Genomic DNA, 21,441 nt, shown 5'->3' with positions numbered 1-21,441 from the left:
TATCCAAAACCAACAGCATGATGTCCTTCGCCCGCTGGCCCTGCTGGCGACAGGTCGAACAGGCGCCGACATCGCCGCGAGGTCCGACGTAAGGTGCGGCGCGAACAGCGCGTCCTCACCTGGGGCGATCTTGAGCAGGCTCTGCTGGTCGGCCAGATGCGAATGTCCGATGACCTGCGTTGGCGCACAGCAGTCCACGAAGCGGGCCATGCCATGGCATTCACGCTCACGGGCATCGCCGAAGTCATCACCGCCACGGTCGGCATCGACGGCGTAGGCCAGGTCGCGAGCCGCCAGAACAGTCATCTGCCGCAGCCGGTCGCACCGCTGAGCTCCTTGTGTTCGGGGAACCAGTAGCAGGCGCTGGGGGCGCTGACGACAGTGATCTGGCGCGGGCCACGAACCATGCCTTGGCGGCCGAGACACGCCTTGGCTTCTCCAAGCATCAGCCTCTCGTTTACCACAGCGAGGGCGGGAGCATCAGCGAGTTGAACCTGGACCGGCATCTCACAGAGCGCGTCAATGCACGGCTGATGGCAGCCGAGCAAGCAGCGCGCGACATGCTGGAGGCGCGGCGCGACGATCTGATGGCCATCGCCACGCGCCTCAACGAGGTCAGGGTTATGACCGGCGACGAGGTGCGGAAGATGCTGGATGTCCGCGACGGGTAACAGCTGAGGGGCGGCGGCAGACCAACCGGCGTGATTTAGAAAATCGATTCCTGTTGGCGCCCGTCCGATTCCGATCTCTCCGATCTCGATTCCAACTTCAGAATTATCGATTCTGAGTTCTACAACTGCGTTGCCTGAGGCGGTCGGGCGCTGGACGGTCACAGCAACGTGCGTCGTATCAGGTCTTCTTAGATCGTCATCAACTGTCGGCACCTCATGCCGACGTAATCCGAATTGCCACGATGCGTATCAAGGTGCCTGCACATCATCACGCGTCAACTCAATTTACCCTGCTGCGATTCCGATCTCCGTATCCTCGTTGCCAAACTCCGGATTTGCGATTCCGCGGCAAATGGCGTTTGCGGGTAACGCATTGCTGGACAGCAGCTTCGAGATTATTTTTGGCGACCGGTGTTTGTCGCTTGCATAGCCGACGGTCAGGCTAAGGCTCCACCAACAAGGAGTTATGTTATGCCCAGAGAAACCAAGCGACAGAGGAATGCAAAGCAAATGATCCGCCAGCAGAGGGTGCGCGAAAAAGCCAGGTTGCGCCGCCGACCAGACCGAGACGATCTGGCGCGCGTGCTCCTCTGGCAGATGATAGAGGTTGCTCGCCAAGAAGACGACTCTTACATAGCGCTCGGTAAAGTTCGGGACGTCATCGTTGAACTGCTTGAACGCCAAGGGTTCAATGTCTTTGAGAGCGAAAATGTCTTCCACGAGTTGGCCGATAGCTATGCGGATGGGCTGTTTCCATTCCGTCCTAAGCGGCATCTGGAAACCAACTAGCTGGCCCTCTGTCAACACCCTCTTGCAAACGCCGTTCAGTTCTAACGGTCGTCTTCCCCCCATTACTGCGCATCAGGGCGTTTGCAAAAGAATCGAAAAAACTTAGCGCACCGTAATCGTCAGACCTCAGGGTTGCATTGACGCTGCGAACACTATTCATATTGTGTATTCAATGGGAGTGCGGGGGAACGGCATCCGAATGGACAAGCGCTCTTTGACGGAACGCGATATCTGCACCAAGTTCATCCTGCCGGCCGTCAAGCAGGCTGGCTGGGACATGATGCTGCAGGTCCGTGAAGAGGTCTTCTTTACGAAAGGGCGCATCACCGTGCGTGGCAAGCTTGTCGCTCGAGGCACGGCCAAGAAGGCGGACGTCGTTCTCTACTACAAGCCCAATATCCCCATCGCGCTTATCGAGGCGAAGGACAACAGTCATGCGGTAGGCGACGGCCTGCAACAGGGGCTGGACTACGCCGAAACGCTGGCGATCCCCTTCGTCTTTGCCTCCAATGGCGACGGCTTCGTGTTTCATGATCGCACGGGCCTGCGGGATGTGAAGGAGGAAAACCTCCGCCTTGACCAGTTTCCGTCGCCGGATGAGCTTTGGCGGCTCTACAGCCAATGGAAGGGTCTGGACTCATCCGCCGAAGCCCTGGTGCTTCAGGATTACTACGACGACGGCAGCGGCAAGGCTCCGCGCTATTATCAGGTAAATGCCGTCAACGCCGCCATCGAAGCCATCGCCAAGGGGCAGGATCGTGTCCTGCTGGTCATGGCGACCGGGACCGGCAAGACCTATACCGCCTTCCAGATCATCTGGCGCCTATGGAAAGCTGGGCGCAAGAAGCGCATCCTGTTTCTGGCGGATCGCAACGTTTTGATCGACCAAACGATGGTGAACGACTTTCGCCCCTTCGGCGGCGCGATGGCCAAGCTCTCAACCAAGTCAAAGACCATCGAGCGCCCGGATGGAACGGAAAAGGCCGTGCCTCTGGCGCTGGATCGCAAACGGCGTATCGACACCTCGTTCGAAATCTATCTCGGCCTCTATCAAGCCATCACCGGCCCAGAGGATCGGCAAAAGCTGTTCCGCGAATTCTCGCCTGATTTCTTCGACCTGATCGTCATCGACGAGTGCCATCGCGGCAGTGCGGCCGACGATTCCGCCTGGCGGGAAATTCTGGAGTATTTCTCGGCTGCCAGCCAGATCGGCCTGACGGCCACTCCAAAAGAGACCGAGTACGTTTCGAACACCGCCTATTTCGGCGAGCCGGTGTTCACCTACTCCCTGAAACAGGGGATCAGCGACGGCTTTCTGGCGCCCTATAAGGTGATCAAAGTCCATATCGACCGCGATGTCGAAGGCTATAGGCCGGAAAAGGGCCAGCTTGATCGCGATGGCGAGGAGGTCGAGGATCGCATCTACAATGCCAAGGACTTCGACCGCACCCTGGTTCTTGATGACCGCACCAAGCTGGTTTCCGCCAAGGTGACCGAATTCCTGAAGGAGAGCAACGACCGATACCAGAAGACCATCGTCTTCTGCGTCGACGAAGAGCATGCCGCCCGCATGCGCCAGGCGCTCATCAACGACAACAAGGACCTCTGCGACGAAAACGCTCGCTACGTTATGCGCATCACAGGCAGTGATGCGCTCGGCCAGGCGCAGATCGGCAATTTCATCGATCCGGAATCGCGGTATCCGGTTATTGTCACCACGTCCCGCCTGCTCTCCACTGGCGTCGATGCCCAGACCTGCCGCCTCATCGTGCTGGATCGCTCCGTCGGCTCGATGACCGAGTTCAAGCAGATCGTCGGCCGCGGCACGCGCGTGCATGAGGACACGCAGAAATTCTATTTCACGCTGATGGATTTCCGCGGCGCGACCAACCACTTCGCCGATCCCGAATTCGATGGCGACCCGGTGCAGATTTATGAGGCAGGCGAAGGCGATCCCATCACTCCGCCGGATACGAACCCCACCGGCTTCGAAGATGGAGACCAGGACGAATACACCACAGAGCCACCGACCACCAAAGGCGAGGACGTGACGTATCCGGGCGGCGGCGGCGAACGCCAGAGGAAGGTATATGTCGACGGCATCAGCGCGCGGATTGTCGCAGAGCGCATCGAATACCTCGATGCCAATGGCAAGCTCGTCACCGAAAGCCTGCGCGATTTCACCAAGGCAGCACTTCTTCGGCATTTTGCGAGCCTCGATGATTTTTTGAAACGCTGGAAATTGGAGGACCGCAAGGATGCGCTGGTGAAGGAACTAGCGGCCGAGGGCCTGCCGCTGGACATGATCGCCAGGGAACTCGGCATCGATCTCGATCCCTTCGATCTCGTTTGCCATATCGCCTTTGATCGCAAGCCGCTAACGCGGCAGGAACGCGCCGACAATGTAAAGAAGCGCGATGTCTTTAGCCGCTACGAGGGCAAGGCGCGGGCCGTGCTGGATGTTCTCTTGTCCAAATATGCGGATGAGGGCGTCTTGTATCTCGACGACACCAACGTGCTAAAAATACCGCCGGCCAACACGCTTGGCACCGCCATCGAACTTGTTCGCGCATTTGGCGGAAAGGCCGCATTTGAACAGGCGGTCCACGCTATGCAGGACGCGCTTTATCATGAAACCGCTTAGAGGGAGGAGCCGTGATGCCTACGCTGAGAATCGCTACGTACAACATCGAATGGATGAATAACCTCTTCTTGAAAGGTGAAGCCAAGCTTCGAACGGAACCCGCGAAAGGTATGGGACGCTTCCCGACTGATCCGCGCGGTGTCGCTGAACGGATCGCCGGTGTCATAAAGGGATTAGATGCCCACATCATTGGCGTGCAGGAAGGGCCCTCAAAACTCAGCCAGATGCAGTTCTTTTCAGACGAGTTCCTGGAGGGCCGCTACACGGCGTCGGGAATCGAATCCGGATCGCAAAGCATCTATGCGCTGGTTCGAAACGATTGCCCCATAAAAGCAACGCCATACGATCCAAGCAGTGTCTACTACAAGAGGCTCCTGAAACCAGTTCAGTTCCAGCCGTGGGGCGAAGTGAACAACGTCAAGAAATACAAGATGGCGCGTCCTCCAGCGCTGATCAGGTTGGCAGGCGAAGACGACAACAAGCCAATACACCTGGTCGTCGCCCACACCAAGAGCCAGTTCACCAGTGGTTTTACCAAGGCGAAGTTTGATGCGCGAGAGCCAGCAGCAATGCGTGAGGCGATCCTATCACGTCAAAAACTGAGTGCCGACATTGCTGCTCTACGCCGTCACATAACAAACGTGATCCTGGAACGGCAAAATGCGAGCGGTGTGATCGTCATGGGCGATTTGAACGATGGTTTCACGCGAAGCGTATTTGAGACGGAATTCCTTTTGCAGAGCCTGGTCGATGAACTTCGCGGAAGTTTCCGTCGGCAGAGCGCGTTGCTGGACCATGTTCTCGATGAGGCGCAGTTACGCAAAAAAGAGGCATACACAGTTGAGTTCAGAAGCGCTGAAAAGCGCGGCATTACGCGCGAACTGATCGACCATATTCTTGTAACGCCAGCACTTCGAGACCCGGAATTTTGGCTGAAGTTGCAGCCAGGCGCGGCAACCATTGCCCATGAAATTTCGAAGGCTCATACCTCGGGCACCGGTGCAAAGGCCGATGATCGGCCGAGTGACCATATCCCGGTCTATGCGGATTTCAACGTGGCATAGGAGCAGTGACCGTAGCTTGGGCGGGAAGATTTCCCGCCGCGATCGCAAAAGGGCTGCGGCCTCTCCGTTGAGAGTGTATCTGTCGCGACCGGTATCCAGAGCCACAAGAGAGAATCGAAATGTCAGTCCGTAACACCGTCAAATCCATCCAGGATATTATGCGCCAGGATGCCGGCGTCGATGGCGATGCTCAGCGCATCAGCCAGCTCTGCTGGATGTTTTTCCTGAAGATCATGGATGATCAAGACCAGGAACTGGAGCTGACACACGACAACTACGTCTCGCCGATCCCAGAGAATTTTCAGTGGCGTAACTGGGCGGCAGACCCGGAAGGCATCACCGGCGAGGCGCTGATGAACTTCGTCAACCTGGAGCTGTTCCCGGCGCTGAAGACGGTGCCGGTCTCGGCGAAGCCGGGGGATCGCCGCCGCGTGGTGCGTGATCTCTTCGAGGATGCCTATAACTATATGAAGTCAGGACAGCTGATCCGCCAGGTGGTCAACAAGATCAGCGATGTCGATTTCAACAGCCTGACGGAACGCCAGCATTTCGGCGAAATCTATGAGCAGATTTTGAACGACCTGCAATCGGCCGGCAATGCGGGAGAATATTATACCCCCCGCGCGCTGACCGCCTTCATGGTCGATCGCATCGACCCGAAACCTGGCGAAACCCTGTTCGATCCCGCCTGTGGCACCGGCGGGTTCCTGACCTGTGCCATCCGCCATATGGAAAAACACCATGTGCGCACGCCGGACCAGCGGGAAAAGATGCAGGCCGGCTTGCGCGCCGTGGAAAAGAAGCCGCTGCCGCATATGCTCTGCGTCACCAACATGCTGCTGCATGGCATCGAGGACCCGAGCTTCGTGCGTCATGACAACACGCTGGCCCGCCCGCTGATTTCCTGGGGCAAGGATGAGCGCGTCGATATCGTGCTGACGAACCCGCCCTTTGGCGGGCGCGAGGAAGACGGCATCGAAAACAACTTCCCGACCTTCCGCACCAAGGAAACCGCAGACCTGTTTCTGGCGCTCATCGTGCGCCTCTTGAAAGATGGCGGCCGCGCGGCCGTCGTTCTGCCGGATGGCTCGCTGTTTGGCGAAGGCATCAAGACACGGCTGAAGGAACATCTGCTGGAGGAGTGCAACCTCCACACCATCGTCCGCCTGCCCAATTCCGTCTTCAAGCCCTATGCCTCGATCGGCACCAACCTGCTGTTCTTTGAAAAAGGCACGCCGACCAGGGACATCTGGTATTGGGAACACCACGTGCCGGAGGGCCAAAAGGCCTATTCCATGACCAAGCCGATCCGGCAGGAGCATCTGCGCGATTGCGTCGACTGGTGGGGTGGCAAGGCGCGTAAGGACCGCGAGGAAGGCCCGCAGGCCTGGCGCGTGACCCTGGAAGAGGTGAGGGCGCGCGGCTACAATCTGGATTTCAAGAACCCACACACCGTGGCCGATGACCATGGCGACCCGGAGACGTTGCTGGAAGAGCTGACGGCTGCCGAAACCAGTGCAGCCCGCCTACGCGATCAGCTGAAGAGCATTCTGGCCGAGGCGCTGGCCCGATGAATGCCGAGCGCCTGTTGCAGCATTACGAACAGATTGCCGATGCCCCGAATGCGATTGCCCGGCTGCGGCGGTTTATCCTCGATCTGGCGGTGCGGGGGAAGCTGGTGCCGCAGGAGTCGGCGGACGGGCCTGCGTTGGGGTTCGATCGAGATTTGCCTGGCACGCTGCCACGACCTTTTGACCTTCCGCGCTCTTGGATGTGGTCGAGGTTGTCCTCTCTCGGAAGCTTGAAAGGGGGCGGCACTCCATCAAAAAGCAATAACGAATTCTGGGGTGGTAACATTCCATGGGTGTCCCCAAAAGACATGAAGGTGGACTACATATCTGCCTCGCAAATGACGATTACTGACAAGGCGGTACGAGAATCAGCGGTCAACCTGATCGATCAAGGAAGTCTATTGTTCGTGGTAAGAGGTATGATCCTGGCCCACAGTTTCCCTGTGGCAATCAACCATTCAGTGGTTACGATCAACCAGGATATGAAGGCGCTAACCCCCCACAATGGTGAGATGGTTGAGTACCTTCTTCGAGCCCTCAAGGGATTGAAGCCGCAGATTTTGGCCAAAGTGCAATATTCAAGTCATGGCACATGTCGCCTCGAAGGCTCCGACTACTCGGACTTTTTGGTTCCCTTGCCACCTCTCGCCGAACAACACCGGATTGTCGCGCAGGTCGATGAACTGCTGGCGCTGTGCGACACGCTGGAAGCGGCGCGAACGAAGCGGGAGACGAAGCGGGACCGACTGGCGGCGGCAAGCCTTGCCCGCCTCAACACCCCCGAACCGGAGACCTTCCCCGACGACGCCCGCTTTGCTCTGGATGCCCTGCCAGCACTCACCGCCCGGCCGGACCAGATCAAACAGCTGCGCCAGACCATCCTCAACCTCGCCGTCCGCGGCAAGCTAGTGGCCCAGGACCCGGCGGATGAGCCGGCGGAGGAGCTGTTGAGGCGGATTGCGAAGGAAAAGGCACGGCGAGTTACACAAGGTACACTTCGGGAACAGAAGCCACTAACATCAATCGAAGACAGTGAGATCGATTTCGAACTTCCTTTAGGTTGGCAATGGGTACGAATGGCTGAGGTAATAAAGCTCTGGAACGGGTTCGCGTTTAAGAGCGGAGATTTTCAGTCGGCCGGGGTGCCCGTTATTCGTATAGGTGACCTTCAAGACGGAGACGTCACTCTTTCTAGGGCGGTGCGTGTTTCCGAAACAGTCGCAAAGACAGTCGGTGCTGAGGTGTGGATTCCACCAGACGCATTGCTGATTGCTATGTCCGGCGCTACGACTGGCAAAACAGCCTTCAACAAGACGGGGACCCCGCTCCTTTTGAATCAGCGCGTAGGGCGAATCGAAGTTTTCTTAGTAAGCGTGAACTTTCTACGCTTCTTCTTTGAGACGATTGTTGCCAGGAATCTCAGCATCTCATTTGGTACCGCTATCCCAAATCTGAGTGCCCAACAGATAAACGAAACCATTATTCCTCTCCCACCGCTCGCCGAACAACACCGCATCGTCGCGAAGGCCGGTGAACTCATGGCGCTGTGCGACCAGTTGGAAGCCAGCCTGACCAGCGCCGACGAGACGCGAAAAAAACTGCTCGACGCGCTGCTGGCCGAGGCGCTGGCACCGGTGGATGCCGAGGTGCTTCAGGAGGCTGCGGAATGAGCGTGCCCGCAGCCGAACAAATCGTCCGGGCCAGATTTGGAGCGCCTGCAAAGACGGCGACCGACTACGTGATCGGTTTCAAGACGCCGGCGGGCCGAGTTCTTGCGCTTCATCGTACACTTGCGCAGACGACCTTATGGTTTGAGCCGCCGGCTCCGCCTGACATGGATGGCGTGCGGCTGATCGGCTATGCCAAAAACTCCAATCTCAACGGTGCTCTTGCTCCACTGGCGAGTGCTTCCACCCTGCGGGTCGAGATCGCGACGGAAGGGGCCCTGAACGGCTTCCTCGATTGGTATGCAGCTTCCACCAATCAGGCACCGCAGTCATCCGGTGCTGCGGCTGGTTCAAACCTCCCTGCGAACTTCAGCATGCTGTACCAGCGCTTCCAGCGGCTCGTCACTGCTCGAACCAAAGGACATCCCTTCACCAATTTTGAGGAGGGGTTGGCGGCGAGCTGGGAGGATTACAAGCCGAAGCTCCGGCACTACGCCTTGACGATCCTGGCTTTGGACACCTGGGCGGAAGCGACGATCGGTTCTGGCACGATTCTTCGCCATGTGATCGACGCCATTGAAATCCAGGACAACCGTCGCAACCTGACGAACAACCTCGTCTTCTGGCAGAACCGCTATGGTCACGCCAACCGCAATCACCGCGTGTTCATCGAGGCGCAGACGAACCCAAAACTCCGTAAGGAAGTCGAGCGACTGCTCTATGCGCTTTATGTCGGTGGCGCTGATGAGGGCGAGCTCTTCGAGGAACTGAGCGCCATCACGGGAGGCAAGTACCCCCTACTAGCTTACCTGTATTTCCTGAAGGACATTGATCGGTTCACGCCGATCCAGCCGACCGGCTTTGACCGCTTGTTCCGGGAAATGGGCGTCGATTTCTCGACGCTGCGCCAGTGCAGCTGGGAAAATTACAGCGCCTTTCTCGCCCTACTCCAGCAGATGCGACCGCTGATTGCGCAGGAAGCAGGCTTGAAGTCCGTTCGTCTCATAGACGCTCACTCGTTCTGCTGGATGTTTTCGACATTGATCGAGATGGAGTCTGAGGGCGACTTAACGGCTGCTGCCGGTTCGAAGGATGACGGACGGGTACTGGGCGCGCTCGAAAAGTCCATCGTGGCAATGCGGATGTCCGTCGAGAACACGGTTAAGAACGCTAACGGGCAACTTGTTCAGCGTGTCCTGAAAAACAAAGAGCTGCGCATGACCGCGCAGCAGCTTGAAGCTTTGATCCGTCAGCTTTTGGCGCAACAGGACCACAGATGCGCACTGACAGGCATTCCATTACAGTTTCAAGGTCAGCACGATGACAAGAACCTCCTCCCATCTCTGGACCGGAAAGACAGCAACGGCCACTACGAGGACGGCAATCTCCAGGTCGTCTGCCAGTTCATCAATTTCTGGAAGGGCGATGCGGACAATGAAGAGTTCCGGAGATTGCTGAACGTGGTGCGTGGGATCGAGGAGCAGTAGCATGAGCTCGCGTCTTGTGGACGAAGGATGGACTAAGGAACTGGCCGAAGGTCTCGTGCTCGAGTCTGATAATCTTCGCGTGATCTCTCCGTTTATTAAGCGTCGTGCCATCGAGCGGCTTCTGTCACATGCGCCTAAAGCGATGCGTGCAATCACCAGGTTTAATCTCGTAGATTTTGCGGATGGCGTCAGCGATATCAGCGCGCTGAGGAACTTGCTTGCAGCGGGCGCACAGGTACGCGGAATTAGGAACCTTCACGCCAAGGTTTATGTTTTCGGGCAACGGCGCGCCATTGTCACTTCCGCCAATCTCACGGAGGCGGCGTTGTTGAGAAATCACGAGTTCGGAGTTGTGTCCGATGATCCAGAAATCATTTCCGCATCCGAAGCTTATTTTGAAAAGCTGTGGGCATGCGGGGGGCCGAACTTGACCGTTCATCAGCTGGACGACTGGGAGCGGACGGTTGCAAACCATTTGGCTAGGGGAGCGCCCTATGACTCTAAGGAGAGCTTGGGTGATTTTGGAGCAACGGGAACTGACGTGCTCAACTCTCCACGGGCTTTAGGTGTCATCGAGCCTGAGCAAGCCTATGTGAAATTTCTTGGGGAAGGCAGCAACCGAGTTTCTTTGTCGTTCTTGGTGCGAGATGAGGTGGAGAGCGCGCTTTGCCACTGGGCTCTGACCTACCCAGCGAACAAGCGACCGACTGCCGTCAAGAACGGCGCCTTGATGTTTATCAGCCGCCTCACACACGACCCGAGGGACATCATCATATTCGGCCGCGCCATCGGCATGAAATACGTGCCTGGGCGAGACGATGCATCTGCCGCCGAAATCGAGGCGCGCGGATGGAAGGATGCATGGCCGCGATACATCCGGGTGCATCACGCTGAGTTTGTTGCCGGCACCATGGCAAACGGTGTTTCCTTGAATGCCTTGATGAAAGAGTTGGGCCACGACGCGTTCATCTCGACTCAGCGAAATTATGCGTCAAGTGAGGGCAACACCAATCCTTACAATGCTTACAGACAGCAGGCAGCTGTGCAGCTTTCCTCGCAGGGGCAGAAGTGGTTGACCGAACGGCTTCAACTTGCCCTGGATCGGCACGGTAGGTTGCCGCAAGACGAGCTTGATAGGATTGGGTGGCCGACTTTGCCGACCGAATGGGCGAAAAACTGATGGCAATTCCCGATTACCAGTCCCTGATGCTCCCCGTCCTGCGGCTCGCCGCCAATGGCGAAACCCGTGTGCCGGATGCAGCGGAAAAGCTGGCCGACCAGCTCGGCTTGTCCGTAGCGGAGCGGGAGGAGATGCTGCCGAGCGGTCGTCAGCGCATTTTCCACAACCGCATCCATTGGGCAAAGTTCTATATGACCAAGGCCGGCCTGATCGACAGCCCGGCGCGCGGCCGCTTCGTGGCAAGCCCGGCGGGCAGGGTGCTGCTCGCCACCAATCCCGCTGGCATCAACGTGGACACGCTGAAAACCTATCCGGCCTTTGCGGAATTCTACACCTCCAGCACGTCGGGCACCGGCAGCACGGATGCGGCCTTAGCCGCCGCCGGTGAAACCATCGATGCCTCCACATCCGCAACGCCAGAGGAACAGATCGATGCTGCGCAGGCCGTGCTGCACCAGGCCCTGAAGGCGGACCTGTTGCAACGCATTCTGGCGCAGAGCCCGGCCTTCTTCGAGCGCGCCATCGTCGATCTTCTCGTCGGCATGGGGTATGGCGGCAGCCATGAAAATGCCGCGCGCCGGTTGGGCAAATCGGGCGATGGCGGCATAGATGGTGTGATAGACGAGGACCGCCTCGGCCTCGACCGCATCTATGTGCAGGCCAAGCGCTACGCGTCTCATGTCAGCGTCGGCCGTCCTGAGGTGCAGGGGTTTCTGGGAAGTCTCGTCGGCGTCGGTGCAGCCAAGGGTGTCTTCGTCACCACGTCCAGCTTCTCGGCCCCAGCTATCGACTTCGTTCGCCATCTGCCGCAGCGCATCGTCCTCATTGATGGTGACCGACTGGCCGACCTGATGATCGAGCGTGGCGTGGGCGTTCGCATTGCCCGAACTGTGGAGGTGAAGCGGCTGGACGAGGATTTCTTCGTCGAGGAATGATGTTGCCGGCGTAGCTGACAGATGCGGAAATTATTTCCGCATCTGTCGATGAAATAGAGAAGTGTCGGCAGCGCCCAAGGATCAACTAGATTCTGGCCGCAACCGGCAGTCTTGCCCTAATCTGAGTAGCCCAAACCACCCATCCAATTCGGGATTGTACCAAGAACCATAAGCCGTTCCCGTTCCGTCGCCGTCGGATGCCGCGCGACATACGGAAACAATTGAAGCAATAACTCTTTCAAACTTTCAAATGCTTGGTCTGAGTACGTCACACCAGAGCGTAGCTGTTCAATACGGACATGATCCACCGAATATAGACGGTTGGGATCGAAATATCTTGGATATCCTCCCATCCGTCGATTAGCCTGCTTCCCCGAAGCCGCGTCTTCAAGACCTCGTCGCAATGGCCGAAGCAGGTGAAGTGGATTTGTTCAAAGGCATCGTGTTCCCGAGGTCCTCTATCGCGCATCTTCTGCCAGAGAGATATTATTCCCTTGTCCGGTTTCTCGAGAAGGTTGGTGCCGCAAACCGCGCAACAAAGATTCGGTTGCTCTTTGAACAGTTGCGCCGGTATCGGGTTATCGTTGCCCCAGACTTGGATCGACCGGGGAAAATAGCGTCGGGCTAACTCTAAACCGCGGGACGAATGCAACAGCGCACCCTCAATCTTTTCGCGATCAAAAACCTGAAACGACATGCCTAGCCCTAACAGCATGTTGCTCAGGCCCGAGCTGGCCAATGTCGAATAAAATCCAATAAATCCGTCACACCTTTTTGCCCGAACGCGATCAGAAATATTGCTGTCGTCTACCGGTGATACGGATTTCCCGCTGAATGCCTTATGTTTGCAACTGACTAACCACCGGACTGCGGTCTCGCCGCCAACTCCGGTTCGCTTCTCAATGAGCGTGATATCGCTACCGCCGTCAGCTCCCCGGTCTGGGTCCGCAGCGATCTCGTATCCAGCAAAATTAAAAAATCTCGGGCAAATAGTTCGAAGGTATCTTGGCGGCCGGTCGCCAGATGGGCCTCAGGTATCTCCGTAAAATCCAGTACTGGCATTGATGCCTCCCTTGACGGTTGTTTTGCGGACCACAACCCAGCTCCTAAGGCATTAGACAGTATTCGGTAAGTGCTGACTTCTAACAATGAAATGTGCCATAACATCTATAGGTTGTTTTTTTAGAATCAGGTAATCTAACCAACGGGTCGGGATGAGGCATTTACGTGTAGTTCCCAACCCACGCTTTGAACGGTTCCCATTTTTTTGCGCTCGGGTCGCTGTCTTTTAGGGAGAAACCTTTAACGACGCCGGAGATAACGAAATGAATGTAAGGGATGACCCTGTTCCGTCATCCAGTGATCTCGAAGTTTGGCGTGAGGCGTTCGCAAAAAATCGCCTCCGCGACTACAAGCTTGAGGTGCTGGTCGCCGCATTGCAAGACCTTGGGCCGAAGACGGACCGGCGGGTGCGCGAGGCGCTGGCCTCCCGGATTTCGGATGCGTTGATGTGGATGCTACGGAAGAGGGTGGGCTTCAATCACCCCAATGAAGGCCGCGACATCATCGAGCGCGTCCACGCAGACCTTATTGCCGCGCTTTTCAATCCCGCTTCGGCTGATGGCAAAGCACTGAGGGTCGCATTCTCGGCGCGGGTGACCTTCCGTATCAAAGACGCCATAGCAACAGAGTTCAGACACTCTCGTATTCCTACTGAGGAAAAAGCTTGGACGGTAGGTGAAGCTGACGCTGAGCCAGAATCCCCGGCGGGGGACGGTCCGTTGGAGGTCGGGCAAGTTCAACCGCCTTCCGAGCCAGATGCCGGAAGCGGCCATGCAGACCACGACCTCGGCGGCAGCAAAGCGAGCATTCGTGCGGATTGTCGTACTGGGCAGGCCGACGATTCCAACGGCGATGACCTTGATTTTCAAGCTGGCACGATTCGCGAAACGGACGTGTTCGATGGTGTGAAAGTCTTAGAAGAAACGATCGATAACGCCAGGATACTTTCATCCGTCACTGACGAGAGAAAGCGTCTTGCGTTCTATCTCCATATGGATCGCATTCCGATCCATTCGATCAAAGGACCTTCCATAGCCAGGGCGCTTGGCGTCGATCGAAAAACTATCGGGGATTGGATAGCCGAAGTACAGGAACAACTCTCCAGACATAGCGATGTTACATTACTTGAGAGCGCCTCGAGTGGAGCAAGAAAATGACCAAATCACCCCGAGAACATGACCGAGATCGCGCTTTGTATGAGTTTCACCTCGCATGTCCGCGCCCAACTGCGGAGCAGATCATCGAGTGGACGGAACGCTATCCACAGTTTGCGGAGGATATCCGGATTCATGCCGCGATCAGCCTCGATTGGAACGCCGCCGATTCCCTTGGAAGGCCGGCGGAAATCGCGATCAGCAAAACCATGATGGCGAGAGCACATAGCCGCGTTCTGAACGCTCTCTTTTTAAGTGAAACACAGGTGACCGCCCCGGAGGTCAAAGGAGCTGCCGGATTTCATGAAATATTGGAGAGCCGCGGCCAAAAGGTTCACGTGGTCGCTAAGGAATTGAATATTGGCCGCGATGTGCTCGCCGACCTGTTTAACGGCTGGATGACTGAACCTGTCGGTCGGGTACTTGTTGATGCAGTTCGTGGCTTTTTAGGAATCTCGGAAGCGGCATTTCAAAGTGCCTACTACCACGCCTTTAACAATCCAAAATTTCAGCATGCCAAATCGTCAGGTCCGCCGATCATACCGCGCCGCAGTTATGAGGAGGTCATTGCCGGCAGTAACATGTCCTCTGAGCGCAAGAAGTATTGGATGGGGGAAATCTGATTATGGATAGTTGGACCGATGTCAGGCGAAAGGCGCGGGAATGTCACCGGCAGGCTCTCGAAAAAAACGGCGGTGACAGACGTGCTGTCTCGATCATAGCTGCAGCCCTTGAAAAAGATGACCTGGAAGTACGCTACATCGATTTGGGGAAGGGCACGCTTGGTTCCCTCGATCGGTCATCCCTTTTGGTTAACCTTTCGCTCGGGCAGACGCCGATCGACGAGCGCGTGGTGATCGCTCATGAGATCGGCCACTTCTCACCTGCACAACGATCCCCACAGCGAGGTAACGGTATCCGCCCGTGGCCTTGGCGGCGATCCCGTGGACAGTGGTGCTGGTCGAGTTGAAGGGTACTCACCTCGAGAAAGAAAGGAACAGCAGGCCGACATCTTTGCAGGCGAATTCCTTTGTCCAGCAGATTGGCTGAGGGATAAATATCTAGGAGGCAGGCGACCATCGGAAATCGCTGAGGAACTCGAGTTGCCTTTTAACCTGGTCTTGAACCAAATGGTTCGAGCGTTGATGCTTCCGCCGCTCCCGATATTTATGGCGCCGGTGCAGTCAGGTCCCAAAATCGAACTTGACGAAAGCCAACGACTAGCCGCGACCTGGAGCGGAGGGCCGTTGTTGGTAGATGCAGGCCCAGGGACGGGCAAGACCCGCACGCTCATCCATCGAATCGAGCATCTTCTTGCTAAAGATACTTCTTCGGGCGAAATCCTGGCTCTAACGTTTTCCAACAAAGCCGCGGGTGAGATGCGGGAGCGCCTTTCTGCGATGAATGCGGATGCTTCAATAGAAATGTGGGTAGGAACATTTCACGCGTTTGGTCTCGAGTTGATAATGAAATGGCCGGGCCAGCTCGGGCGGACAACCAAGGTCCGCGTTGTTGATCAGGCCGCATCGCTGGCTATCCTTGAAGACAATCTGGAACGGTTGCCCCTCAAGTACTATCAAAACCTCTATGAACCCGCTTATGAACTCGCGCAGGTCCTGAAAGTCATTTCACGCTGCAAGGATGAACTTGTCACACATGAGCAGTTGGCAGCGGCCGCAACTAAAGATTTGCGCGCGGCTGTTAATAACGAAGAGATTGAGAGAGCGGAAAAATCGCTCGAGATCGCGGAGATATACAGGATTTACGAGGAGTGTCTGATCGAAAGCGATACGGTTGATTTCGGCGACTGCGTAAGGTTGGCGAACGACCTAATCCGCAATAATCCGGCCGTGACAGCTTACATTGCTGGCTTCTCGCAGGTCTTGGTGGACGAATATCAGGACGTCAATTTCGCCAGCGCCGAGATGCTCCGTGCAATTCGCGAAGTCGGTGCAAATCTCTGGGTGGTCGCTGACGGTCGGCAGTCGATTTACAGGTTTCGCGGTGCCGAACCCAGCAACGTAGCAAGGTTTGTCAGCGATTTTGGGGGAACGCAAAAGGCACTTGCGAACAACTACCGATCCCTCCGCCCTGTCGTCCGCACCTTCGAAACTTTCTCGGCATTGATGGGTGGTGGCAAAGGTATGTCCAGCACTTGGAATGTGCAACGCCGCTCCCACGACGGACAGGTGCCGCAGGAAGTAGCGATGACGGTTACTCCGTCGGTTGTTGCTGAGGCTGAAGCCATCAAAGACAAGATTTTTGATTTGAGGAATCGCGGTGTCGCCTTAGCCGACCAAGTCATCCTGGCGCGATCCCATTTGACTTTGTCTCGGATCACCGGGGCTCTCGAAGGCCTCGGAGTGCCATTGCTTTATCTCGGTGACCTTTTCGAACGCCAAGAAGTCAGAGACCTGCTCTCACTCCTCGCGTTAGATGCCGAACACGGAGCGGTTGGACTGCCACGCATTGCGGCATTACAGGACTACTCTGTCTGCGAAGAGGATTCTCTTCGGCTTGTGCGATGGGCAAAGGACAACAATCTGGCGATTTTTGAGGCCCTTCGAAGGGCTGGTGAGGTCGCCGAAATCACACGCGCCGGAGCACGTGGGCTAACCAAGCTAGGCTGTGAGCTGGCGGGCTTGGAAAGTGCTTCCCCATGGGTTTTGCTAACGAGTTGGTTGATAGACAGGAGCACCTATCTTGAGCCTCTTCTCCGTAACAATAACCCGTCCGCCCAACAGCAATTGGTCGCCATTTACCAGCTGCTCAAGGTGTGCGGCGAGTTTGCGACGCAGGGAGAAAAGAGCAGAAAGAAGTTTCTGGCTCGAATACGCCGCATCGAGGCACTAAACGAAGACACGTCTTACAGGGCGATCTCGTCCGAGGCTACGGATATGGACGCAGTCCGTGTCATGACAATCCACGGCAGCAAAGGCCTTGAGTTTGAAGCAGTTCATCTGCCCGGACTGGCGACCGGCTACATGCCGAGTTCCTGGCGTGGCGTCCGATATGCTCCGCCAACAAGTTTGGCGAGGTTAGCGATGGATCGTGAAGGGCATCAGGCAGAGGAGGAATGCCTGTTTTTCGTCGCACTCTCCCGCGCGAGGGACTATCTTTCGCTGACCCGAGCAGAGAAATACAAGACACGGACCGCCGGTGAATCAGCGTTTCTCCCGCCGTTGCGATTGAACTCGAGTCGTCGACCAGAAGTCTTCTCAAGTCCCGGCAGCGCTCACTCATTTGTGCCATTGCCGCGGGCCGACGTCTATCCCGTGAATGATCTCGACATCTACCTTCAATGTGGTCGGCGCTATCGTTATCAGATCGTGGACGCTCTTCGAGGCGGCAGAGATGAGTCACCGTACGTGGCCTTCCATCGTTGTGTTTACGAGACGGTGAACTGGATCGAAGAAAAGGTTCGATCGGGACAGCGGGTGGGTACCGACGCAGCCATCAAGCAACTCGAAACCAGTTGGGAATCCGGTGGCCCAGTCACGCATGGTTTCGCAGGATACTACCTCAACATTGCGCGCGAAATGATAAGCCGAATGGCGATTATCGTCGCATCCGAGCCAGGAAGCGAGCAACGCCCGGAGTGGACAGTGCCGCTCGGAGTAAACCAGGTCTCGGTTAAGCCGGATCGGGTCGTGAATACAGGGAACATCCTGCGCGTTCAACGGGTGAAAACCGGCCGGAAAACAAAGTCCGAATCCGATAAGCCCATCTATTCCGCCCTGAGACGCGGCGCGGAGAACAACCACCCTGGAATGCAAATCCAGGTCGAGACACTCTATTTATCCACGGGCGACGTAGTTCCGGCTTCGGCGAAGGCTGATGGCAAGAATCTGAACGAGTACCAAAACACTATCTCGCGTATCGAGTCAGGCGATTTTGGCGTGGAAAATGCTGACCGCCGCTACTGCCCGAACTGCCCGTATTATTTTCGCTGTACAGGCTAAAGCGTGCCCCATTTTTCTGGGCTCGGGCCGCTTTCTTTATGAGGGTCATTCAGACCCGATGAAGGAAGCGAAAATGAATAAAATAACTGTGTTTCTGCTTGAGCACGGCCGTGGCGATTTGATTGAGGGTATCCTCGACACCACCGCGACAGTCCGCGATCTCCATGAGGCCTTGGCCAAGGCAGGCATCGAATTCGACAAGGACACGCACATTTTCCTTGGCGACGCGGAAGAACCGCTGTCGGGGAACCTCGGCGACGTGTTGCGCGAACTCAAGGATGGCGTCCGCATTCATGTTTCCCGCTGCCGTCGTGTGGCAACGACCGTCAACTACCTTGAGCACTCCGACGAACATCGCTTTTCACCGGGTACCCGCGTTCGCCGCGTGAAGGAGTGGGCAGTCCGCAAGTTCAAGATCGATCCGAAGGACGCGGCTGAGCATGTGCTTCAGCTCTGCAATTCGACAAAGCGTCCCTCGAGCGACACGACGCTTCAGGAGCTGACGGACAACCAGACTTGTGCCGTCTGCTTCGATCTCGTCCCCGAGAAGCGCGTCGAGGGCTGACATGAACGCCGTTATCCCGCCCGACCGCATATTACTAGAGCGCGATCTTGCCGCACCGGAATTCCGGTGCGGCGAATTCGAAGATCGGTGGAAGGTCGTAGTACTGTCCTGGCCCCATGTGCTCATCGCAGTGCCGGCCCCGCCGTGCGGCACCGCGCCGACGTCCTACGGATTTCGGTTTGAATGTTCCGGGTATCGGCAAACGCCCGTTACCGCGCAGCCATGGAATATAGCGGCCGGAAAGCCGCTGGATGCCGACGGATGGCCTACCGGGTCATCGCAGGTGGTCGCGGTGTTCCGGCCCGACTGGCGGAATGGCGAATGCCTTTACATTCCCTGTGATCGTTTTTCCATCGAAGGGCACGACAATTGGCGAACGGAGCATCCGAGCCGACTGTGGAACCCCGAGCGTGGCATCATTGGATATCTGGAGCAGATTTATGACCTTTTCCATCAAAGCGATTATTCGGGCATTCGTGGCGCCTAGACATCGCATCCGCTGTTCGCCGGAACGCTGGAACGAGATTCTCAGCGAACTCGATCGTCGGGGTGAACGTCGGCACGAAGCGGGGGCCTTTCTGCTTGGCACCATCACGGGAGAAAAACGGAATGTTGTTGATGTGATTTACTACGATGACCTCGATGCCTCGGCGTATGAGAGCGGTGTTTGCATTTTATACGGGGATGCTTTTTCCCGGCTCTGGGCAATCTGTCGGACGCGCAGGCTGACCGTTGTCGCCGATATTCACACTCACCCCGGTGGAGCAAGGCAGAGTTGGTCCGACAAGACGAACCCGATGGTGGCTCGTGCAGGCCATGTGGCCCTTATCGTTCCGAACTTCAGTCAAGCGCCCATTAACATGTCCGAGCTTGGAATCTACCAGTACCGCGGCGATCACCAATGGACCGACAACTCCGGTGGCCATCGAGCGCAGTTCTTTTACACTGGAATGTGGAGCTGATCATGTCTGTGATTTCTGCCGACGAACTTCACCGCACCGCAAAGTATTTCATGGATAACGGCAAGGCGGCCAGTCATGGAGAGGCGATGGCAATCTTGGAGTCCTTTAACCTTTCCGTCCGCGTGTCCCATTCGGTCGCTACCTCAGCTTCACAACAGACCGCACTTTTGACGTTGGTGAACCTCGCCGCGCGAACATTTCTCGGAGGTGTTGATGTTATCGGCCTTCCTGACGTTATTGCAGTGACCCCCCTTTTCGCTGGCCGCAACCTCCGCGAGGTGGTTATCGAACTGGGCGGCGAGCTGATTGGCGACAATGAGGGGAGTCCGAACCGGCCGACCGCGGTTATCGGTGATGTAGCTGAGATAGTTTCCGATATGCCGCAGTGGCGGCTGACCTGGGAAGGTTGGCGGGGCGGCGTTACGATGGCGAAGTCAGGAGGTCGCCTTGCCGAAGAACGGGTCGTAGGGCTCGCTCCGGTTTTAGCGGCGGCAGCGTGCGCGGCGGAGGTCTTTGCATTTCATGCGAAAACACATCCACTTGCGGGCCGGCGATCGTTCGGTATGTCGCTCTGGAATCCCATGGCTGATTGGCTCGATGCTTGTGACGAGCCTCCTCTGTCGTTTCTGCCGTCTTCGGTTTGGATCATTGGACTTGGAAACCTCGGTCAGGCCTTTGCCTGGTCGCTCGCGTCGCTCGACTACGACGACGGTCATAATACCAACCTCGTGCTGCAGGACATGGATAGGATCGCCACTTCCAATCATAGTACGTCATTGCTTTCTTTCCCTCGGGACGTAGGGATCAAGAAGGCACGTGTCGTAGCCGAGTGGCTTGATCAAAGGGGCTTTGATACCGTTATCGACGAGCGGCTGTTCGGCGAATGGACCCGCAAGGCAATTTCGGAGCCAGGCGTGGCACTTTGTGGAGTAGACAATGCCGAAGCCCGGGCGGCGCTAGAAAATGCAGGGTTCGGCCTTGTCGTGGAAGCAGGTCTAGGAGCTGGGCTGGACTCGTTCTGTAGCATTGGCCTCCACACGTTTCCAGCGTCAAGGAGTGCTGGCGGTATGTGGGGCAAGCATATCGGTCAGGGGAACCAGTCTTTCCTGAGAGCCCCGGCGTACGCCTCGCTGGCGGCAGCCGGTATGGATGAATGCGGGCTGATCCGGCTTGCATCTCGAACGATCGCAGTGCCCTTTGTCGGCTTGATTGCAGGCTGCCTCGTAATTGCTGAGGTTCTGCGCCGCTTGCATGGCGGTGCGGCCATCGAAGTGCTATCGACTTCCACATTGGCCTTGGGGGACGTCGAAGTTGTTACCGCAGATCGGACCATTCCCTATGCCTTTGGTTTTACGAGAGCTCGACAGACGTAAGTGTGGAGAGGGTCGATCTGAGCTCAGAGACTCGGATCGTTCGATGAACAAATATTCAAACAGCGGGGCAACTCGTGAGCAACACCCGTTGTGCGCCACGTTCAGCTTCGTAAAAGTGTCATTGTATTAAACATTGGATAATTTTGGTGCACCCGTTGCGGACATCGGGAAGTGACTAGCTTTAGTCTCTCTGTTTCCGATAGCTGCAACACGTTTCTGACGTTAGTGCGGGAACAATGGAAGATACAGGCCGCAGCTTCAAATACGGCAAACTCATGGAGGTCTACGTAACTCGACCCGAAGTACCTTGCAAAGTCTCTTATGCTACCTTTAATGGTATAAAATTGGTCTGCAT

General features: G+C 56.7%; 18 protein-coding genes. 17 read left to right on the top strand and 1 reads right to left on the bottom strand.

What is annotated here, in order from left to right; translation table 11 throughout:
• Positions 1-93: 93 nt before the first annotated feature.
• The 10 genes from ACP7E0_RS27795 (at position 94) to ACP7E0_RS27750 (ending at position 12,008) form a co-directional block, all read left to right on the top strand.
• On the top strand, positions 94-357 hold the full coding sequence (locus ACP7E0_RS27795) for a hypothetical protein (RefSeq protein WP_426129717.1): 264 nt from the start codon (positions 94-96) through the stop codon (positions 355-357).
• Positions 339-671, top strand: a complete 333-nt coding sequence (locus ACP7E0_RS27790) for a hypothetical protein (RefSeq protein WP_426129716.1) — start codon at positions 339-341, stop codon at positions 669-671. The genes ACP7E0_RS27795 and ACP7E0_RS27790 overlap by 19 nt, the downstream gene beginning before the upstream one ends.
• A gap of 471 nt (positions 672-1,142) precedes the next feature.
• The gene (locus ACP7E0_RS27785; RefSeq protein WP_426129714.1) at positions 1,143-1,460 is read left to right on the top strand and encodes a hypothetical protein; all 318 of its coding nucleotides are present in this window, start codon (positions 1,143-1,145) and stop codon (positions 1,458-1,460) included.
• A gap of 199 nt (positions 1,461-1,659) precedes the next feature.
• Positions 1,660-4,104, top strand: a complete 2,445-nt coding sequence (gene hsdR / locus ACP7E0_RS27780; protein ID WP_426129712.1) for an EcoAI/FtnUII family type I restriction enzme subunit R — start codon at positions 1,660-1,662, stop codon at positions 4,102-4,104.
• A gap of 14 nt (positions 4,105-4,118) precedes the next feature.
• On the top strand, positions 4,119-5,168 hold the full coding sequence (locus ACP7E0_RS27775) for an endonuclease/exonuclease/phosphatase family protein (protein ID WP_426129711.1): 1,050 nt from the start codon (positions 4,119-4,121) through the stop codon (positions 5,166-5,168).
• Positions 5,169-5,287: 119 nt separating this feature from the next.
• Positions 5,288-6,742: an N-6 DNA methylase gene (locus ACP7E0_RS27770; protein ID WP_426129709.1), complete on the top strand. Its 1,455-nt coding sequence runs from the start codon at positions 5,288-5,290 to the stop codon at positions 6,740-6,742.
• Positions 6,739-8,409: a restriction endonuclease subunit S gene (locus tag ACP7E0_RS27765; RefSeq protein WP_426129708.1), complete on the top strand. Its 1,671-nt coding sequence runs from the start codon at positions 6,739-6,741 to the stop codon at positions 8,407-8,409. Before ACP7E0_RS27770 ends, ACP7E0_RS27765 begins: the two co-directional genes overlap by 4 nt.
• Positions 8,406-9,893 carry a hypothetical protein gene (locus ACP7E0_RS27760; protein ID WP_426129707.1) on the top strand — a complete coding sequence of 496 codons (1,488 nt, stop codon included), beginning with the start codon at positions 8,406-8,408 and terminating at the stop codon, positions 9,891-9,893. Before ACP7E0_RS27765 ends, ACP7E0_RS27760 begins: the two co-directional genes overlap by 4 nt.
• Before the next feature lies 1 nt (position 9,894).
• Positions 9,895-11,073, top strand: a complete 1,179-nt coding sequence (locus ACP7E0_RS27755; RefSeq protein ID WP_426129705.1) for a phospholipase D family protein — start codon at positions 9,895-9,897, stop codon at positions 11,071-11,073.
• Positions 11,073-12,008: a restriction endonuclease gene (locus ACP7E0_RS27750; protein ID WP_426129703.1), complete on the top strand. Its 936-nt coding sequence runs from the start codon at positions 11,073-11,075 to the stop codon at positions 12,006-12,008. Before ACP7E0_RS27755 ends, ACP7E0_RS27750 begins: the two co-directional genes overlap by 1 nt.
• A gap of 268 nt (positions 12,009-12,276) precedes the next feature.
• Here ACP7E0_RS27750 and ACP7E0_RS27745 read toward each other — a convergent pair whose 3' ends face one another.
• Entirely contained in the window at positions 12,277-12,705 is a 429-nt protein-coding gene (locus ACP7E0_RS27745) for a hypothetical protein (protein WP_426129701.1), read from the bottom strand.
• Between the two features lie 628 nt (positions 12,706-13,333).
• Here ACP7E0_RS27745 and ACP7E0_RS27740 point away from each other — a divergent pair.
• The 7 genes from ACP7E0_RS27740 (at position 13,334) to ACP7E0_RS27710 (ending at position 21,086) form a co-directional block, all read left to right on the top strand.
• The gene (locus tag ACP7E0_RS27740) at positions 13,334-14,227 is read left to right on the top strand and encodes a hypothetical protein (RefSeq protein ID WP_426129699.1); all 894 of its coding nucleotides are present in this window, start codon (positions 13,334-13,336) and stop codon (positions 14,225-14,227) included.
• Complete coding sequence (locus ACP7E0_RS27735; RefSeq protein ID WP_426129697.1) at positions 14,224-14,847, top strand: hypothetical protein; 624 nt, start codon at positions 14,224-14,226, stop codon at positions 14,845-14,847. Before ACP7E0_RS27740 ends, ACP7E0_RS27735 begins: the two co-directional genes overlap by 4 nt.
• A 240-nt stretch (positions 14,848-15,087) precedes the next feature.
• Positions 15,088-18,186 (top strand): UvrD-helicase domain-containing protein, encoded by a 3,099-nt coding sequence (locus ACP7E0_RS27730; protein WP_426129695.1) that lies wholly within the window; start codon positions 15,088-15,090, stop codon positions 18,184-18,186.
• 73 nt (positions 18,187-18,259) lie between these two features.
• Positions 18,260-18,751, top strand: a complete 492-nt coding sequence (locus tag ACP7E0_RS27725; RefSeq protein WP_426129693.1) for a hypothetical protein — start codon at positions 18,260-18,262, stop codon at positions 18,749-18,751.
• A 1-nt stretch (position 18,752) separates the two neighbouring features.
• On the top strand, positions 18,753-19,238 hold the full coding sequence (locus ACP7E0_RS27720) for a DUF7665 family protein (protein ID WP_426129691.1): 486 nt from the start codon (positions 18,753-18,755) through the stop codon (positions 19,236-19,238).
• Entirely contained in the window at positions 19,192-19,713 is a 522-nt protein-coding gene (locus ACP7E0_RS27715) for a hypothetical protein (protein WP_426129689.1), read from the top strand. The genes ACP7E0_RS27720 and ACP7E0_RS27715 overlap by 47 nt, the downstream gene beginning before the upstream one ends.
• 2 nt (positions 19,714-19,715) lie before the next feature.
• Positions 19,716-21,086, top strand: a complete 1,371-nt coding sequence (locus ACP7E0_RS27710) for a ThiF family adenylyltransferase (protein WP_426129687.1) — start codon at positions 19,716-19,718, stop codon at positions 21,084-21,086.
• Positions 21,087-21,441: the final 355 nt, after the last annotated feature.

Origin of the sequence: Pararhizobium sp. PWRC1-1, from assembly GCF_049897905.1 — a bacterium.
Classification (GTDB): Bacteria; Pseudomonadota; Alphaproteobacteria; order Rhizobiales; family Rhizobiaceae; genus Pararhizobium.
This window is presented reverse-complemented; position numbering and strand designations above follow the sequence as displayed.

Coding starts and splice junctions, on each gene's coding strand:
- ACP7E0_RS27770 (WP_426129709.1), top strand. CDS start 5,288: ATGTCAGTCCGTAACACCGTCAAATCCATCCAGGATATTATGCGCCAG.
- ACP7E0_RS27740 (WP_426129699.1), top strand. CDS start 13,334: ATGAATGTAAGGGATGACCCTGTTCCGTCATCCAGTGATCTCGAAGTT.
- ACP7E0_RS27775 (WP_426129711.1), top strand. CDS start 4,119: ATGCCTACGCTGAGAATCGCTACGTACAACATCGAATGGATGAATAAC.
- ACP7E0_RS27725 (WP_426129693.1), top strand. CDS start 18,260: ATGAATAAAATAACTGTGTTTCTGCTTGAGCACGGCCGTGGCGATTTG.
- ACP7E0_RS27755 (WP_426129705.1), top strand. CDS start 9,895: ATGAGCTCGCGTCTTGTGGACGAAGGATGGACTAAGGAACTGGCCGAA.
- ACP7E0_RS27745 (WP_426129701.1), bottom strand. CDS start 12,705: ATGTCGTTTCAGGTTTTTGATCGCGAAAAGATTGAGGGTGCGCTGTTG.
- ACP7E0_RS27715 (WP_426129689.1), top strand. CDS start 19,192: ATGACCTTTTCCATCAAAGCGATTATTCGGGCATTCGTGGCGCCTAGA.
- ACP7E0_RS27735 (WP_426129697.1), top strand. CDS start 14,224: ATGACCAAATCACCCCGAGAACATGACCGAGATCGCGCTTTGTATGAG.
- ACP7E0_RS27710 (WP_426129687.1), top strand. CDS start 19,716: ATGTCTGTGATTTCTGCCGACGAACTTCACCGCACCGCAAAGTATTTC.
- ACP7E0_RS27765 (WP_426129708.1), top strand. CDS start 6,739: ATGAATGCCGAGCGCCTGTTGCAGCATTACGAACAGATTGCCGATGCC.
- ACP7E0_RS27720 (WP_426129691.1), top strand. CDS start 18,753: ATGAACGCCGTTATCCCGCCCGACCGCATATTACTAGAGCGCGATCTT.
- ACP7E0_RS27750 (WP_426129703.1), top strand. CDS start 11,073: ATGGCAATTCCCGATTACCAGTCCCTGATGCTCCCCGTCCTGCGGCTC.
- ACP7E0_RS27785 (WP_426129714.1), top strand. CDS start 1,143: ATGCCCAGAGAAACCAAGCGACAGAGGAATGCAAAGCAAATGATCCGC.
- ACP7E0_RS27730 (WP_426129695.1), top strand. CDS start 15,088: ATGAGATCGGCCACTTCTCACCTGCACAACGATCCCCACAGCGAGGTA.
- hsdR (WP_426129712.1), top strand. CDS start 1,660: ATGGACAAGCGCTCTTTGACGGAACGCGATATCTGCACCAAGTTCATC.
- ACP7E0_RS27760 (WP_426129707.1), top strand. CDS start 8,406: ATGAGCGTGCCCGCAGCCGAACAAATCGTCCGGGCCAGATTTGGAGCG.